The organism is Telluria sp. AC161 (genome assembly GCF_979258535.1).
The window spans coordinates 1,751,261-1,766,514 of sequence record NZ_OZ409861.1 but is presented as its reverse complement, the minus strand read 5'-3'; the positions used below and the strand labels follow the sequence as shown (position 1 = coordinate 1,766,514).

14 protein-coding genes are annotated in these 15,254 nt (G+C 64.0%); 10 read left to right on the top strand and 4 right to left on the bottom strand.

Annotated elements, in window-relative coordinates:
* Positions 1 to 91 precede the first annotated feature (91 nt).
* Both ACZ0AJ_RS07975 and ACZ0AJ_RS07970 read right to left on the bottom strand, forming a co-directional pair.
* The gene (locus tag ACZ0AJ_RS07975) at positions 92 to 289 is read right to left on the bottom strand and encodes a YqaE/Pmp3 family membrane protein (RefSeq protein ID WP_499453733.1); all 198 of its coding nucleotides are present in this window, start codon (positions 287 to 289) and stop codon (positions 92 to 94) included.
* 73 nt (positions 290 to 362) lie between these two features.
* A complete protein-coding gene (locus ACZ0AJ_RS07970; RefSeq protein WP_499453731.1) occupies positions 363 to 2,030 on the bottom strand; it encodes a 3-(methylthio)propionyl-CoA ligase in 1,668 nt (555 codons plus the stop codon).
* A gap of 198 nt (positions 2,031 to 2,228) precedes the next feature.
* Here ACZ0AJ_RS07970 and ACZ0AJ_RS07965 point away from each other — a divergent pair, with 198 nt between their 5' ends.
* The 7 genes from ACZ0AJ_RS07965 to ACZ0AJ_RS07935 all read left to right on the top strand — a co-directional run bounded on the left by ACZ0AJ_RS07965 (position 2,229) and on the right by ACZ0AJ_RS07935 (position 7,334).
* Positions 2,229 to 3,719, top strand: coding sequence for a protein adenylyltransferase SelO (locus ACZ0AJ_RS07965; RefSeq protein ID WP_499453729.1), 1,491 nt, complete (start codon positions 2,229 to 2,231; stop codon positions 3,717 to 3,719).
* A 31-nt stretch (positions 3,720 to 3,750) separates the two neighbouring features.
* Positions 3,751 to 4,146 carry a peptide-methionine (R)-S-oxide reductase MsrB gene (gene msrB, locus ACZ0AJ_RS07960; RefSeq protein ID WP_183552199.1) on the top strand — a complete coding sequence of 132 codons (396 nt, stop codon included), beginning with the start codon at positions 3,751 to 3,753 and terminating at the stop codon, positions 4,144 to 4,146.
* Between the two features lie 13 nt (positions 4,147 to 4,159).
* Entirely contained in the window at positions 4,160 to 4,792 is a 633-nt protein-coding gene (locus ACZ0AJ_RS07955) for a septation protein A (RefSeq protein WP_183552196.1), read from the top strand.
* Entirely contained in the window at positions 4,789 to 5,094 is a 306-nt protein-coding gene (locus ACZ0AJ_RS07950; RefSeq protein WP_499453727.1) for a BolA family protein, read from the top strand. Before ACZ0AJ_RS07955 ends, ACZ0AJ_RS07950 begins: the two co-directional genes overlap by 4 nt.
* 104 nt (positions 5,095 to 5,198) lie before the next feature.
* On the top strand, positions 5,199 to 5,978 hold the full coding sequence (locus tag ACZ0AJ_RS07945) for a peptidylprolyl isomerase (RefSeq protein WP_499453726.1): 780 nt from the start codon (positions 5,199 to 5,201) through the stop codon (positions 5,976 to 5,978).
* 84 nt (positions 5,979 to 6,062) lie between these two features.
* On the top strand, positions 6,063 to 6,839 hold the full coding sequence (locus tag ACZ0AJ_RS07940; protein ID WP_183552185.1) for a peptidylprolyl isomerase: 777 nt from the start codon (positions 6,063 to 6,065) through the stop codon (positions 6,837 to 6,839).
* 69 nt (positions 6,840 to 6,908) lie between these two features.
* A complete protein-coding gene (locus ACZ0AJ_RS07935; protein ID WP_499454453.1) occupies positions 6,909 to 7,334 on the top strand; it encodes a GNAT family N-acetyltransferase in 426 nt (141 codons plus the stop codon).
* A 192-nt stretch (positions 7,335 to 7,526) separates the two neighbouring features.
* On the opposite strand, the gene purL is transcribed toward ACZ0AJ_RS07935, so the two are convergent.
* Positions 7,527 to 11,558, bottom strand: coding sequence for a phosphoribosylformylglycinamidine synthase (gene purL / locus ACZ0AJ_RS07930; RefSeq protein WP_499453723.1), 4,032 nt, complete (start codon positions 11,556 to 11,558; stop codon positions 7,527 to 7,529).
* Positions 11,559 to 11,783: 225 nt separating this feature from the next.
* On the opposite strand from purL, the gene ACZ0AJ_RS07925 reads away from it, so the two are divergent.
* From ACZ0AJ_RS07925 to ACZ0AJ_RS07915, 3 genes are all read left to right on the top strand, one after another.
* A complete protein-coding gene (locus tag ACZ0AJ_RS07925; protein WP_499453721.1) occupies positions 11,784 to 13,415 on the top strand; it encodes a response regulator in 1,632 nt (543 codons plus the stop codon).
* Positions 13,416 to 13,454: 39 nt separating this feature from the next.
* Entirely contained in the window at positions 13,455 to 13,694 is a 240-nt protein-coding gene (locus tag ACZ0AJ_RS07920) for a hypothetical protein (protein WP_499453719.1), read from the top strand.
* An 81-nt stretch (positions 13,695 to 13,775) separates the two neighbouring features.
* The gene (locus ACZ0AJ_RS07915) at positions 13,776 to 14,708 is read left to right on the top strand and encodes a YdcF family protein (RefSeq protein ID WP_499453717.1); all 933 of its coding nucleotides are present in this window, start codon (positions 13,776 to 13,778) and stop codon (positions 14,706 to 14,708) included.
* Here the strand turns inward: ACZ0AJ_RS07915 and ACZ0AJ_RS07910 are convergent.
* Positions 14,705 to 15,178: an FKBP-type peptidyl-prolyl cis-trans isomerase gene (locus tag ACZ0AJ_RS07910; protein ID WP_499453715.1), complete on the bottom strand. Its 474-nt coding sequence runs from the start codon at positions 15,176 to 15,178 to the stop codon at positions 14,705 to 14,707. The two genes, ACZ0AJ_RS07915 and ACZ0AJ_RS07910, sit on opposite strands and share 4 nt — an antisense overlap.
* Positions 15,179 to 15,254: the final 76 nt, after the last annotated feature.

The following is a 15,254-nucleotide window of genomic DNA, read 5'->3' as shown; positions in this document are numbered from 1 at the left end:
TCCTGAAAGTGGGAATGACCGAGCTGCCAACTATACCGCAAATAAACGAACGAACGTGTTATTCGGGCAAGCCAGGATGCTGCTTACCCACTCAGAATTGACCGCGCTGGCTGGCCTCGGCAATCTTCTTGTCGGTCTTGTACTCGTTCAGCGCGTACACGGCCCAGATTGCAGCTGGCAGCCAGCCAACCAGCGTGATTTGCAAAATCAGGCAGATGACGCCGGCAATCGGACGGCCGATCGTGAAGAACGTCAGCCAGGGAAGGATGAGGGCGATAAGCAGGCGCATGGGAATTCCTGTGAGTAGAAGATTGTTAAAAGTGACACAACTTTACCCGCCCGGCGTGAAATGCGGCGCACAGCTATGTTTCGGTCTCCTGTGCCGATGGCAAACGGTGCTGCGCATACGTTTCGCGCAAGCGGTTCTTCTGGATCTTGCCGGTGCCGCCGACGGGCAGGCTGTCGGCGAACACGACGTCGTCCGGCGTCCACCAGCGCGCCACCTTGCCGTCAAACCAGCCGATCAAGGCGTCGCGCGTGACGTCCATGCCGGGCCGGCGCACGACCACCAGCAATGGACGCTCATCCCATTTCGGGTGCGCCACGCCGATGCAAGCCGCCTGCAGCACGGCCGGATGCGCCATCGCCACGTTTTCCAGATCAATCGTGCCGATCCATTCGCCGCCGGACTTGATCACGTCCTTGCTGCGGTCCGTGATCGCCAGATAGCCGTCGGCGTCGATTGTGGCCACGTCGCCCGTCGGGAACCAGCCATCGACCAGCACGTTGCCACCTTCTTCGCGGAAGTAGCCGGACACGACCCACGGCCCCTTCACCAGCAGATGGCCGTACGTCACGCCATCCCAGGCCAGTTCGGTACCAGCATCGTCGACGATCTTCATATCCACACCGTAGATGGCGTGGCCCTGCTTGCGCAGTACGGCGCGCTGCGCCTCCGGCGACAGTGCCTGGTGCGCGCTGTTCAATGTGCAGGCCGTGCCCAGTGGGGACATCTCGGTCATGCCCCAGGCGTGCACGACCTCGATGCCGAAGCGGTCCATCAGCGTGTCCATCAGCGCCGGTGGGCAGGCAGAGCCACCGATCACGGTGCGGCGGAACGTGGAGAACGCCAGATCGTGTTCGATCACGTGGTTGACCAGGCCCAGCCAGACCGTGGGCACGCCCGCCGAGAACGTCACGCCCTCCCCTTCGAACAAATCGTACAGCGAGCGCCCGTCGAGCGCCGGGCCGGGAAACACGAGCTTGGCGCCCGACAGCGGCACCGAGTACGGCAAGCCCCACGCGTTCACATGGAACATCGGCACCACCGGCAGCACGACGTCGCGCGACGATACATTGAGCGCGTTCGGCATGGCCGATGCGTACGCATGCAGGACCGTCGAGCGGTGCGAATACAGCGCGCCTTTCGGATTGCCGGTCGTGCCGGACGTGTAGCACAGGCTGGCGGCAGAGCGTTCGTCGAACTGCGGCCACGCATAGACATCGTTGTGCGCGCCGATCAGGTCTTCGTAGCACAGCAAGGTATCGATACCGGAATCGCGTGGCAGCGCTGCGCGGTCGCACAGGGCTACCCAGGCCTTGACGCCCTTGCAGGTACGCGCCAGCGCGGCGACAATCGGCAGGAAGGTCAGGTCGAAGCACAGCACCTGGTCGTCGGCGTGGTTGACGATGTAGGCGATCTGTTCCGGGTGCAGGCGGGGATTGATCGTGTGCAGCACGGCGCCGGAGCCCGAGACGCCGTAATACAGTTCGAGGTGCCGGTAGCCGTTCCAGGCCAGTGTGGCCACCCGGTCGCCCATGGCGATGCCCAGGCTGTCCAGCGCATTGGCCAACTGGCGCGAGCGGGCGGCCGCATCGCGCCAGGTGTAGCGGTGCAGGTCGCCCTCGACGCGGCGTGAAACGATTTCGCCATCGCCATAATGGCGCGCGGCAAATTCGATGATGCCGGAGACCAGCAGCGGTGCATCCATCATCTGGCCTTGCAGGGGACTCATCGGGTAATCAGGCATGTGGGCTCCGGGATTCAAGGGTTATCAAGCTCAGCAGCAACGTCGAAAGTGTCATGTGCGATGCGGCGCGGCGTCAACGCAATTCGATGATGCAGCGCGTCATGACGCCTTTCTGAACCGGCGCGGTTACAGGGTGTAACGCGCGTGAACCGGCGTGCCCGATCACGCGTAATATCGCGGTCGGGTAAAATCGTTTCATTGCCGACCACGCCAACGAGGACTGCCATCACTGCCGACGAACTTGCACTGAACAATTCCTTCGCCGAATTGCCGCCAGCGTTTTACACGCGCCTGATGCCCACGCCATTGCCTGCGCCGCATTTCATCGCGGCCAGCCAACCTGCGGCCGCCCTGATCGGGCTGACCGTCGAGGATCTCGCGCGCCCTGATTTTGTCGAGCTCTTCACCGGCAACAAGGTGGCGCCACGCTCGCAACCGCTTGCCGCCGTGTATTCCGGCCACCAGTTCGGTGTCTGGGCCGGCCAACTGGGCGACGGCCGTGCGATCACGCTGGGCGACATCGCCACCCCGACCGGGCCGATGGAAATCCAGCTCAAGGGCGCCGGGCGCACGCCGTATTCCCGCATGGGCGACGGCCGCGCCGTGTTGCGCTCGTCGATCCGCGAATTCCTGTGTTCCGAAGCGATGGCCGCACTGGGCATCCCGACGACACGCGCGCTGTCCCTGACCGGTTCGCCGCAAGGCATCGCCCGCGAAACGCTTGAGACGGCCGCCGTCGTGGCGCGCATGGCGCCGACGTTTGTTCGCTTCGGCTCGTTCGAGCACTGGGCGTCGCAAGGCCGCGAGGACGAGCTACGCACGCTTGCCGATTACGTCATCGGGCAGTTCTATCCTGAACTCGCCGGCGAGGCCAATCCCTATGCGGCGCTGCTGGCCGAAGTCACGCGCCGCACCGCGCGCATGATTGCGCACTGGCAGGCCGTGGGCTTCATGCATGGCGTGATGAACACTGACAATATGTCGATCCTGGGCTTGACGCTCGACTATGGCCCGTTCGGCTTCATGGAAGCGTTCGACGCGCGCCACATCTGCAACCACACGGACCAGGGCGGGCGCTATTCTTATGCCAACCAGGTGCCGGTCGGGCACTGGAATTGCTATGCGTTGGGCAATGCTCTGCTGCCGCTGATCGGCGAACCCGAGGTAGCCGAGGAAGCCCTGGCTGTCTACCGGCCCGAATTCGGCCGCCAGATGGACATCCTGATGCACGGCAAGCTGGGCCTGCTGGATAGCCAGGATGGCGACGCCAAGCTGTTCGAAGACACGATCGAGCTGCTGCAGGCGAACCACGCCGATTTCACGTTGTTCTTCCGCCTGCTGGGCGACCTGCAGGTGGATGCGCCAGAGCATGATGAACCGTTGCGCGACCTGTTCATCGACCGCGCCTCGTTCGACGCCTGGGCCGCGATCTACCGCACCCGCCTGCGCAGCGAACACAGCATCGACGCGACCCGGCGCGCGGCGATGAACCTGGTCAATCCAAAGTACATACTGCGCAACTACCTGGCCCAGACGGCCATCGAACAGGCTCAGAACGGCGACTTCAGTGGCGTGCACAAGCTGCTGGCCGTGCTCGAGCGCCCGTTCGACGAGCAACCCGACAACGCCGCCTACGCCGAGCTGCCGCCCGACTGGGCCGCGCATCTCGAAGTAAGCTGCTCTTCATAAACACACCAACGAGACACGAGGAAACCACATCATGACCGACAAAGTCACCAAGACCGACGCCGAATGGCGTAACCAGCTCGACCCGATGGAATACGAAGTCACGCGCCACGCGGCCACCGAACGCGCCTTTACCGGCAAGTTCTGGGACCACCACGAGCATGGCATTTACAGCTGCGTCTGCTGCAACACGCCACTGTTCGAATCGGACACCAAGTTCGACTCGGGCTGCGGCTGGCCAAGCTACTTCCGTGCACTCGATCCGGCCAATGTGATCGAAAAGACCGACCGTACCCACGGCATGGTGCGCACCGAAGTCATTTGCGGCGTCTGCGACGCGCACCTGGGCCACGTGTTCCCGGACGGTCCGCCACCAACTGGCCTGCGCTATTGCATCAATTCCGCCTCGATGCGGTTCGACCCGGCCTGAGAGTGATTGCACGATGAAATTCCTGTTCGACTTTTTCCCGGTCCTGCTGTTCTTCGGCGTCTACAAGTATGGCGACAGCAACCAGGCATGGGCGCATCGCATGGCCGTTGAGTATCTGGGGCCATTGATTGCGGGCGGCGGCGTGCCGCCGTCACAGTCGGCGATCCTGCTGGCCACTGCCGTGGCCATCATCGCCACCGTGTGCCAGGTCGGTTACCTGCTGGCGCGCGGGCGCAAGGTCGACAATGCGATGTGGCTGACGCTGGGCGTGATCGTCGTCGCCGGCGGCGCCACGATCTATTTCCACGACGACCTGTTCATCAAATGGAAACCAACGATCCTGTACTGGGCATTCGCACTGGGTCTGTTCATCGCGCAAGTGTTTTATCGAAAGAACCTGATCCGCTCGGTGATGGAACCGAACATGAAGCTGCCCGAGCCGTTCTGGAACCGCATCGGCTACATCTGGATGGCGTTCTTCGTCGCGATGGGTTTGCTGAACCTGTTGATGGCCTTCGTGGTCTTCCATAACGACACCGGTGCCTGGGTCAGCTTCAAGCTGTTCGGCTTTACCGCCATATTCTTTGCCTTCATCATGATTCAAACGATGATGCTCTACAAATACATCAAGGAGGAAGACGCATGACCAACCTGAATGAACAAAGCGCAGACAAAAGCGATCGCGAACCACGCATGCGCGCCCAGCTCGAAGCCGAGTTGGCCCCTACCCTGCTCGAGATCAGCGACGACTCGCACCTGCACGCGGGTCATGCCGGCGCGGCCTCCGGCGGCAGCCATTATTCGGTCAAAATCGTGTCGTCGCGCTTCGAAGGCCTCAAGCTGGTCATGCGCCATCGTCTTGTGTATGATGCCGTGCACGATATGATCAACAAGGCGGAAATCCACGCTCTGGCCATCAACGCCATCGCGCCTTCCGAGCTGTCCTGAAAGCGGGTTTTCAGGCAGTTTTAAGAAATTTGCCCGACAATCGAACAGATAAGTACACCACCTGAACTTCTCTCGTCCAGTTAAAACCCGTCACAGGAATACACATGACCTTTAAGCCTGCTCGCCTGCTGTTAGCCCTCGTTGCCATCGCATCGGCCCCGGCCTTTGCCCAGAACATCGCAGTGGTCAACGGCAAGGCGATTCCTTCGGCACGCGCCGACGCCGTCGTCAAGCAGGTCGTTGCCCAGAACCAGGGCCAGGACACGCCACAGCTGCGCGAAGCCGTCAAGAACGACCTGATCGCCCGCGAAGTGCTGATGCAAGAAGCCGTCAAGCAAGGCTGGGACAAGAAGCCTGAAGTGCGCGAAGCCATGGACAGCGCCCGCCAGTCGATCGTCGTCAACGCACTGGCCCGCGACTACATCGCCAAGAACCCGGTGACCGATGCCGAGATCAAGGCAGCGTACGACAAGGTCAAGGCAGAGACGGGCGACAAGGAATACCACGTCCGCCACATCCTGATGACGACCGAAGCCGAAGCCAAGGCTGCGATTGCCAAGATCAAGGGCGGCGCCAAGTTCGAAGACGTCGCCAAGACGTCGAAGGACACCGGCACGGCCAACACCGGCGGCGATCTGGACTGGGTCACCCCGAACACGATGCCGCCAGAATTCGCGGCCGGCTTCACCAAGCTCGCCAAGGGCGCGATCACCGACGTGCCGGTCAAGACCAATGCCGGCTACCACGTGATCAAGCTGGACGACACCCGCGCGACCAAGCTGCCACCGATGGACCAGGTCAAGCCACAGATCTCCGAGACGCTCGCGCAAGAGAAGCTGCGTGACTTCCAGGAGCAAATGGTCAAGAAGGCAAAGGTGCAGTAAGATGTATTGTCGCCGGCGCGCGCTCTGCACGCCGGCATTCGTCGCCTGCGGCGATACTTTTCGAGTTTATATAGGATCTCAACGATGATTTTGAAGCCAGCCAGCCTGTTGTTCGCCATGATTGCAGTCGTTGCCGTGCCTGCCCTCGCGCAGAACGCCGCTACCGTCAATGGCAAGGCAATCCCGCAAGCTCGGGTCGACCAGCTGGTCAAGCAGGTCGTGGCCCAGGGCCGCGCTGCGGACTCCCCTGACCTGCGCGAAGCGATCAAGAAAGACCTGATCAGCCGTGAAGTATTGATCCAGGAAGCCGACAAGCAGAACATCGGCGCCCGCGCCGACGTCAAGTCGGCCATCGACAACGCCCGTCAAAGCATCATCATCAACGCGATGCTGGCGGACTACGTCAAGAAGAACCCGGTCAAGGATGCCGACGTCAAAGCCGAGTACGACAAGCAGAAAGCGCTGATCGGCGACAAGGAATACCACGCGCGCCACATCCTGGTCGACTCCGAAGCCGATGCCAAGGGCATCATCGCCAAGCTGAAAGCCGGCGGCAAGTTCGACGAACTGGCCAAGCAGTCGAAAGACGGCAGCGCACAGAACGGCGGCGATCTGGGCTGGGCCAGCGCGGCCACCTACGTGCCTGAGTTCTCGAAAGCCATGGTCGCCCTGCAAAAAGGCGCGATCACCGAAACGCCTGTGAAGTCGCAGTTCGGCTACCACGTCATCAAGCTGGAAGACGTCCGTGCAGCCAAGGTACCGGCGCTGGAAGAAGTCAAGCAGCAAGTCACCGAAGGCCTGCAGCAGCGTCAGCTGGCAGCCTATCGCGAGACCCTGGTCAAGAAAGCCAAAGTGCAGTAATTCTCTGCCTGGCTTGACCGCAAAGAGCGCACCCGAGGGTGCGCTCTTTTTATTTGGAGGCTGGTGTTTATGCATTCCGTATTTCGCAAGGCGGCAGTCGCCGATATACCGCAGATGACCCGCATTCGCCTGGCGGTGACCGAGAATGTTTTGCACGATCCGACACGGATCACGCCGCAGATGTATGCCGATTTTCTGGAGAAGGATGGGCGCGGCTGGGTGGCGCTTGTTGATGGCGACGTGGTCGCATTCAGCTACGCCAACTGGATCGACGGATCGATCTGGGCGCTGTTCGTCGATCCGCGCTTCGAAGGTCAAGGGCTGGGCAAGCAGCTGCTCTCGCTGGCAACGGACTGGCTGTTCTCGCTGGGGTTCAGGCGGGTGACACTCAGCACCGGAACGCACACCAGAGCCGCGCAGTTCTATATCCGCCTGGGATGGCGGCTCGCATCATCGAGCGCTGGCGACAGCGTCTTCGTGATCGACAGGCTGTAGGGTGGGCGGCTATGCCGCCCACGCGTTCAAACTGGCTTGATGTCGTGGCGCGGCGCGGTTCGTTGGACGCGTGGACGGCGGAGCCGTCCACCCTACGGCTGGGGTCGTGTCCGAATGTCAGACCTGACCCCGGCTGTGCTACGGCGCAAAAAAAACGCCTCCGAGGAGGCGTTTTTCATGTCAGTCAGCCGATCAGCCAACCCACTTGCGCGCGTTGCGGAACATTCGCATCCATGGCGACTCGTCGCCCCATGATTCCGGCGCCCACGAATGCACGGCGGCGCGGAAGACGCGCTCGGCGTGCGGCATCAGAACTGTGAAGCGTCCATCGGCCGTCGTCACCGACGTCAGCCCGCCCGGCGAGCCGTTTGGGTTAAACGGGTACGTTTCGGTCGCCTGACCACGGTTGTCGACGAAGCGCATCGCCTTGATCGAGGCGTCGTAGTCGCCCGTCAGCGAGAAATCGGCGAAGCCTTCGCCGTGCGCGATGGCGATTGGCGCGTGGGTGCCGGCCATGCCCTGGAAGAAGATCGATGGCGAGTCCAGCACTTCGACCATGCCGAAGCGCGCTTCGAACTGCTCCGACTTGTTGCGCGTGAACTTCGGCCATGCTTGCGCGCCCGGGATGATCGACTTCAGGTTGCTCATCATCTGGCAGCCGTTGCAGACGCCCAGGCCGAACGTGTCCTGGCGCGCAAAGAAGCGGGCGAACTGGTCCGAGAGCTGCGGGTTGAACAGGATGGTCTTGGCCCAGCCTTCGCCGGCGCCCAGCACGTCGCCGTACGAGAAGCCGCCCACGGCAATCACGCCATGGAAGTCGTCCAGCTTGGCGCGGCCGGCGATCAGGTCGCTCATGTGCACGTCGATGGCCGCGAAGCCCGCCTGGTGCATGACCCAGGCTGTCTCGATGTGCGAGTTGACGCCCTGCTCGCGCAGGATCGCCACGCGCGGGCGCTTGCCGGTCGCGATGAACGGCGCAGCGACATTCTCGTCCAGGTTGAAGCTGATCTTCGGCGTCATGCCGATATCGTGCTCGTCCAGCAGGCGGTCGTATTCGGCGTCCGCACATTCCGGATTGTCGCGCAGGCGCGCGATGCGCCAGCTGGTCTCGCTCCACAGGCGGTGCAGGCTGCTGCGCTTTTCGTTGTAGATGACCTTTGCGTCGCGCGTGAATTCGATCGCGCCACGGTCATTGAGCTTGCCGATGATATGGCTGCAAGCGCCCAGGTTCGCTTCGCGCAGCACGTTCATGACGGCCGTCTTGTCCTCCACGCGCACCTGGAATACGGCGCCCATTTCTTCGCTGAACAGCGCGCGCAGCGTCATTTCGTTGCGGCGCTCGGCCACCTGGCCGGCCCAGTTCTTGGCGTCGCCCCAGTCGGCGCCGTGCCCGCTCTCCATCGTCAGGATGTCGAGGTTGACCGACACGCCCGTGCGGCCGGCGAAGGCCATCTCGGCCAGCGTTGCAAACAGGCCGCCGTCCGAACGATCGTGGTAAGCCAGCAGCTTGCCGTCCTTGTTCAGTGCCTGGATCGCGCCGAACAGCGCTTTCAGGTCGTCCGGTGAATCGACGTCCGGCACCGAGTCACCCAGTTGCTGTGTGACTTGCGCCAGGATCGACGCGCCCAGGCGGTTCTTGCCACGGCCCAGGTCGACCAGGATCAGGGCCGTCTCCCCCGCATCGGTCCGCAGTTGGGGCGTGAGCGAGCGACGGATATCGGCCACCGGCGCGAACGCCGAGACGATCAGCGATACCGGCGAGATCACGGCCTTGGCGGCGCCGTCGTCGTTCCAGGTCGTGCGCATCGACAGCGAATCCTTGCCGACCGGGATCGACACGCCCAGCGCCGGGCACAGTTCCATGCCGACGGCTTTTACCGTGTCGAACAGTGCGGCGTCCTGGCCCGGCTGGCCGCAGGCCGCCATCCAGTTGGCCGACAGCTTGATGTCCGAGATGTCGTCGATCGCGGCGGCCGCGATATTCATGATCGACTCGGCCACGGCCATCCGGCCCGACGCGGCAGCGTCGATGACGGCCAGCGGCGTACGCTCACCCATTGCCATCGCTTCACCGAGGAAGCCGTCGTAGGCCATTGCCGTAACGGCGCAATCGGCCACCGGCACCTGCCACGGGCCGACCATCTGGTCGCGCACCGTCATGCCGCCAACCGTGCGGTCGCCGATCGTAATCAGGAACGATTTGTCGCCCACGGTTGGATTCTGCAGCACGCGGCGCGCTGCTTCGACCAGCTCGATGCCCGTCAGGTCGATTGGCGGGAACGTATTCTGCACATGCTGCACGTCGCGCGTCATCTTCGGCGGTTTACCGAGCAGGACGTCCATCGGCATGTCGACCGGCGACGCATTCGGGCCACCGGCCTGCTCTTCGTCGAGCAGGCGCAGCTGACGCTCTTCGGTCGCGGTGCCGACGACGGCAAACGGGCAACGCTCACGCTCGCACAGCGCGGCGAACTTCGCCAGGCTCTCGGGGGCGATCGCCAGCACGTAGCGCTCCTGCGATTCGTTGGACCAGATCTCTTTCGGCGCCAGGCCGCTTTCTTCGAGCGGCACCTTGCGCAGATTGAAGATCGCGCCGCGCTTGGCGTCGTTGACAATTTCCGGGAACGCATTCGACAAGCCGCCCGCGCCCACGTCGTGGATCGAGATGATCGGATTGTGCGCGCCCAGCTGCCAGCAGCCGTTGATGACTTCCTGCGCGCGGCGCTCCATCTCCGGATTGCCGCGCTGGACCGAGTCGAAGTCCAGGTCGGCCGTGTTGGTGCCGGTGGCCATCGACGACGCGGCGCTGCCGCCCATACCGATGCGCATGCCGGGGCCGCCCAGCTGGATCAGGAGGCTACCGACCGGGATTTCATCTTTGTGCGTGTGCGCGGCCGAGATGCTGCCGATGCCGCCTGCGATCATGATCGGCTTGTGATAGCCGTAGACCGCGCCGGCTGCGCCGACATTCTGTTCGTAGGTACGGAAGTAGCCGCCCAGGACCGGCCGGCCGAATTCATTACTGAACGCGGCGCCGCCGATCGGGCCTTCGATCATGATCTGCAGTGGCGAGGCAATACGTTCCGGCTTGCCGTACAGCGCATCCGAGCGCACCTGGCCCGTCACGTCCGACGCGTTTTCCCACGGCCGCACGGCATCGGGAATCACCAGGTTCGAGACCGTGAAGCCGGCCAGGCCCGCCTTCGGCTTGGCGCCGCGGCCCGTTGCGCCTTCGTCGCGGATTTCGCCGCCGGCGCCGGTGGAGGCGCCCGGGAATGGCGAGATCGCGGTCGGGTGATTGTGCGTTTCGACCTTCATCAGGGTGTGCACGAGCTCCGTCGACGGGCCGTACTCTTCGCCGTCGCGCGGGAAGAACCGGGTGACGGTCGCGCCTTCGATGATCGACGAGTTGTCGCTGTAGGCGACGACCGTGCCGCGCGGGTTCAGCTGGTGCGTGTTCTTGATCATGCCGAACAGCGAGATGCTCTGCTTCTCGCCGTCGATGACCCAGTCGGCATTGAAGATCTTGTGGCGGCAGTGCTCCGAGTTCGCCTGGGCGAACATCATCAGCTCGACGTCGGTCGGGTTGCGCTGCGCCTTCGTGAACGCGTCGTTCAGGTAATCGACTTCGTCGTCCGACATCGCCAGACCGAGTTCGGTGTTGGCGCGCACCAGTGCGGCGCGGCCAAGACCCAGCACGTCGATGCTCTCGAGCTGCTTGCCTTCGAGTTCATTGAACAGGTGCTGCGCGTCGTCGGCGTTGCGCAGGACGGTATCGGTCATGCGGTCGTGCAGCAGGCCGATGACCGCCTGCAGCTCGTCGTCTGCCAGCTTCTTGGGCGCGCCGAAGCTGCTGCCCAGGATGCCGGTCTTGAGCACGACGGTGTAGCCGATACCGCGCTCGATGCGGTGGACGTGGCCCATGCCGCAGTTGCGCGCGATATCGGTCGCTTTCGAGGCCCACGGTGAAATGGTGCCCAGGCGCGGGATGACGAAGAATGCTTCGGTCACGCCTTCGTACAGGGTCTCCGGCGCAGGCTCGCCATAGGTGAGCATGGCCGACAGGCGCGACGTATCGTCGATGGACAAAGGCGCGCTGGTGTCGATGAAATGGTAGAAACGGCCCTGGACGGCGGCGATCGACGGGGCGACAGCTTGCAGTTGGCTCAGGAGGCGTTGGCTACGGAAGGCGGACAGGGCATTGGAACCCGGCAGAATCAACATGGCTTGGACAGTCGGTTGATGCAGCGTCGCTGCTAGGGTGGAAGATAGGCCGGTATTATACAGCCTCCCCCCTCTGGCCGGGCCGCCATCGGCGACCGGCCGGAACCCCGCGCACGCAGCGAGTCGGTTTCCTTGATCGATTCGGCACTTGCCGGTATCTTAACGGTGGACAATCTTGCGATGTGCGCCGTCCGGCGTACGCGGCCAGAGCAGACGAGAGCGACGATGCAAGAAAACGCGAACCTGGCGGTGCTGGTGGTCGACCCCAATCCGGGCATGCGCACCAGCCTGCAAAACATGCTGGGCCTGGCCGGCATCACGAAGATCGAACACGCGGTCAATGCCAACACAGCGATCCGCCAGCTGCAGCAGCGCGCGTTCGACATCATCCTGTGCGAATACGACCTGGCCAGCGGTGCCGGCGAAGGCCAGGACGGCCAGCAACTGCTCGAAGACCTGCGCCAGCATCGCCTGATTACGCCCTCGACCATTTTCATCATGCTCACCTCCGAGGCCGAGCGCGACAAGGTCGTCAGCGCCGCCGAACTGGCCCCCACCGATTACCTGCTCAAGCCGTTCACGGTCGATTTGATCAGCACGCGCATCAAGCGCGCGCTCGATCGGCGTGGCGCCCTGCTTCCGGCCTGGCAGCTGGCCGCGCAAGGCAGGCTGCGCGAGGCGATCCTCGCGTGCGCCAACGGCGCCCAGGCGCAGCCGCGCTTCGCGGCCGACCTCGCACGCGTGCGCGCCGAACTGTACACGACGCTGGGCGAACATGCCGAGGCTGCCGCCGTCTACCGCGACGTACTGGCCGAACGCCCGCTGGGCTGGGCGGCGCTGGGCCTGGCGCGCACGCTGCTTGCGCTGGGCCAGGGTGATGACGCGCGCGCGATCCTCGAAGAACTGCTGGCGACCAACCCGCGCCTGATGGCCGGCTACGACCTGCTCGCGCGCTGCCTCGAAGCGGACGGCGAGCCGGCACTGGCCCAGGCCGTGCTGGCCGATGCGGTGGCCATCTCGCCGCACGTCGTGGGGCGCCTGCGCAAGCTGGGCGAGCTCGCACTGGCCACCGGCGACATGGCCGTGGCCGAGACGTCGTTCCGCCAGGTCGTGGGCAAGGCGCGCTACTCGGCGTTTCGCGATCCCGAAGACCACGTCAGCCTGGTCAAGACGCTGGTGGCACGCGGCGACCTGCTGCAGGCCAGCGGCGCGATCCGCGACCTCGAACGCACGCTGCGCGCGGCCCCGGGCTACGATGCCTGCCACGCGTATGCCAACGCGCTCCTGCACGACAAGACCGGCAACAGCGGCGCGGCCGTGGCCGGCCTGCAGAACGCCGTGTCGGCAGTGCGCGCCAACAATGCGCTGTCATCGAACCTGAAACTCGAACTGGCGCGCGCCTGCCTGGCGCATAGGCTCGACGAGCAGGCCGCCGGCGTGATGCTGACCGTGGTGAACGACACCAGCAGCGGGGTCTCGCCCGATCAGGCAATGACGGTCTTCGTGAACGCCGGCCGCACCGACCTGTTGGAGAACATGGACCAGCAGCTCAAGGCCCAGGCGCAGATCCTGCTGGGCGTGGCCGACGAAAAACGCAATATGGGGGACGTGCGCGGCGCGGTCCAGACGCTGCGCGAAGCGCTGCACCTGGCGCCGCGCAATCTGCAGGTGATGGCCGCCACCGCCGGCGGCATCCTGCGCCAGATCAATGAACTGGGTTGGGACCATCCACTGGGTCAGACCGCGGCCGGGCTGCTGGACGGCATCCGGGCCCAGGATGCGCAGCATCCACGGCTGGCCACGCTGACCGAGGAATACCAGGCGGCGCGGCGCAAGTACGGGATTGCGGCCGGCTGAACGAACGCGACCATAACCACCATCACCATTACAACAACCATGGCGCTACTCTCCCTTTTTCTCACGCTGCTGTCGGCGCTGACCTTTTGGCTCGCCATCACGGTCTTCATCCTGCCGCCGCTGGCCGCGTATGTCGGCTATCGGGCATATCGCACACAGCGGCAACGACAACCGTACATGAGCCGGACACAAAAACTGGTGTGGATGCTGCCCATGCTGCTGGCCATCGCCGCCATGCCTCTCGAGCTGTACGTGCTCAACGTCGGCTACCGCGCCTAGGCCTGCAAACTTGACGCACTGCACAAGTTACGGTCTACTGTCGATGTCATTGTTACTACAGCGGCCCGATCGCCTTTCATTTTGCTCGACCTAATCAACGCCCTTCCCCGCAACCTCTTCCTGCCTCCCACCAGCCTGTTCCTGATCATCGCGCTGGGTTTATTGCTGTGGCGTTTCCGGCCCAGAGCCGGGCGTATCGTCGCCGGTACCGGGCTCGCCTTGCTGACGTTCATGTCGAGTAATGCGGGATCGAGCTTCCTGGTCGGACCGCTGGAGCAGTTGACCAAGCCGCTGGCACGGCCCGAAAGCGCCGGCGCCCAGGCCATCGTCGTGCTGGCTGCAGGCCGGTTGCGTAGCGCAGGCGAATACGACAACCGCGACATCCCCGACCACACGGCACTGGCGCGCCTGCGCTACGGCGCGCACCTGCAGCGGCGCACAGGCCTGCCCATTCTGGTTACGGGTGGCAATGGCGGCAGCGGTGTCGATCCGGCCAGGATCGACATGGGATACACCAAGGCTGATGCGATGGCCAGGGCGCTGCGCGAGGATTTCGGGGTGCCGGTCAAGTGGATCGAGCGGCGCTCGCGCGACACCGGCGAGAATGCCATCTACAGCAATGTGCTGCTGCGCCCGGCGGGGATCAAACGGATTTTGCTCGTGACCGATGCGATGCACATGCACCGGGCGCGCAATGTGTTCGAGCGCGAGGGCCTCGAGGTGGTCGAGGCGCCAACGATGTTCGTCTACAACCCGAATTACGGATTCGATGCGTGGCTGCCAAGCGCAGAAGGCATGCGGCGCTCGTGGTATGCAACCTATGAGCTGCTAGGCCTTGCCTGGTACCGGATCCGGGATCGCGAAGCACCGGGAGCCAAGCAGGAAGCGGTGGCGAGTCCACCGCGCCGGACCACCGTGGCGCCGCCGTTGACGCCGGCGCCAGCGCTGCAGACAGCACCGGCGCCCGAAAAAACACCGGCGCCGGCAAAGGCACCGGCGCCGGCTGCGAATTAAAGCACGTCGAGCAGTTCGACCTCGAACACCAGCGTGGCGTTTGGCGGAATCGGACCCGCGCCGCCGGCGCCATAGCCCATGTCGGCCGGCACGATCAGCGTGCGCTTGCCGCCGACTTTCATGCCCTGCACGCCCACATCCCATCCCTTGATGACCTGGCCGGCGCCCAGCTGGAACTTGAACGGCTCGCGACCGATCGACGAATCGAACTCCTTGCCGCGCTGCTGCGGCGCCGCCGGCTCGTACAGCCAGCCGGTGTAGTTGACGACAGCGGTCGCGCCGGCAGTGGCTTCCTTGCCAGTGCCGACGACGGTGTCGATCTGTTGCGAGGCGACGGCCGGCGCGGCCGTCGCAGCCGTGCTGTCGGCGCTGGCAGCAGCAGGGGTGGCCGGTGCTTCGGCGCGCTTGCAGGCGGTCACCGTCAGCAGCATTGCCGCGACCAGGGCGGAGCAGGTCAGTACACGTTTCATGGTTTCTCTCGTAGGGTGAATAATGTGGTGAAAATCGGTGCTGGTGCAGCATACAGGGCGATCGGTCCGGCCACAA

Coding starts and splice junctions, on each gene's coding strand:
- ACZ0AJ_RS07925 (WP_499453721.1), top strand. CDS start 11,784: ATGCAAGAAAACGCGAACCTGGCGGTGCTGGTGGTCGACCCCAATCCG.
- ACZ0AJ_RS07940 (WP_183552185.1), top strand. CDS start 6,063: ATGATTTTGAAGCCAGCCAGCCTGTTGTTCGCCATGATTGCAGTCGTT.
- ACZ0AJ_RS07955 (WP_183552196.1), top strand. CDS start 4,160: ATGAAATTCCTGTTCGACTTTTTCCCGGTCCTGCTGTTCTTCGGCGTC.
- ACZ0AJ_RS07970 (WP_499453731.1), bottom strand. CDS start 2,030: ATGCCTGATTACCCGATGAGTCCCCTGCAAGGCCAGATGATGGATGCA.
- ACZ0AJ_RS07935 (WP_499454453.1), top strand. CDS start 6,909: ATGCATTCCGTATTTCGCAAGGCGGCAGTCGCCGATATACCGCAGATG.
- ACZ0AJ_RS07950 (WP_499453727.1), top strand. CDS start 4,789: ATGACCAACCTGAATGAACAAAGCGCAGACAAAAGCGATCGCGAACCA.
- ACZ0AJ_RS07910 (WP_499453715.1), bottom strand. CDS start 15,178: ATGAAACGTGTACTGACCTGCTCCGCCCTGGTCGCGGCAATGCTGCTG.
- ACZ0AJ_RS07920 (WP_499453719.1), top strand. CDS start 13,455: ATGGCGCTACTCTCCCTTTTTCTCACGCTGCTGTCGGCGCTGACCTTT.
- msrB (WP_183552199.1), top strand. CDS start 3,751: ATGACCGACAAAGTCACCAAGACCGACGCCGAATGGCGTAACCAGCTC.
- purL (WP_499453723.1), bottom strand. CDS start 11,558: ATGTTGATTCTGCCGGGTTCCAATGCCCTGTCCGCCTTCCGTAGCCAA.
- ACZ0AJ_RS07945 (WP_499453726.1), top strand. CDS start 5,199: ATGACCTTTAAGCCTGCTCGCCTGCTGTTAGCCCTCGTTGCCATCGCA.
- ACZ0AJ_RS07975 (WP_499453733.1), bottom strand. CDS start 289: ATGCGCCTGCTTATCGCCCTCATCCTTCCCTGGCTGACGTTCTTCACG.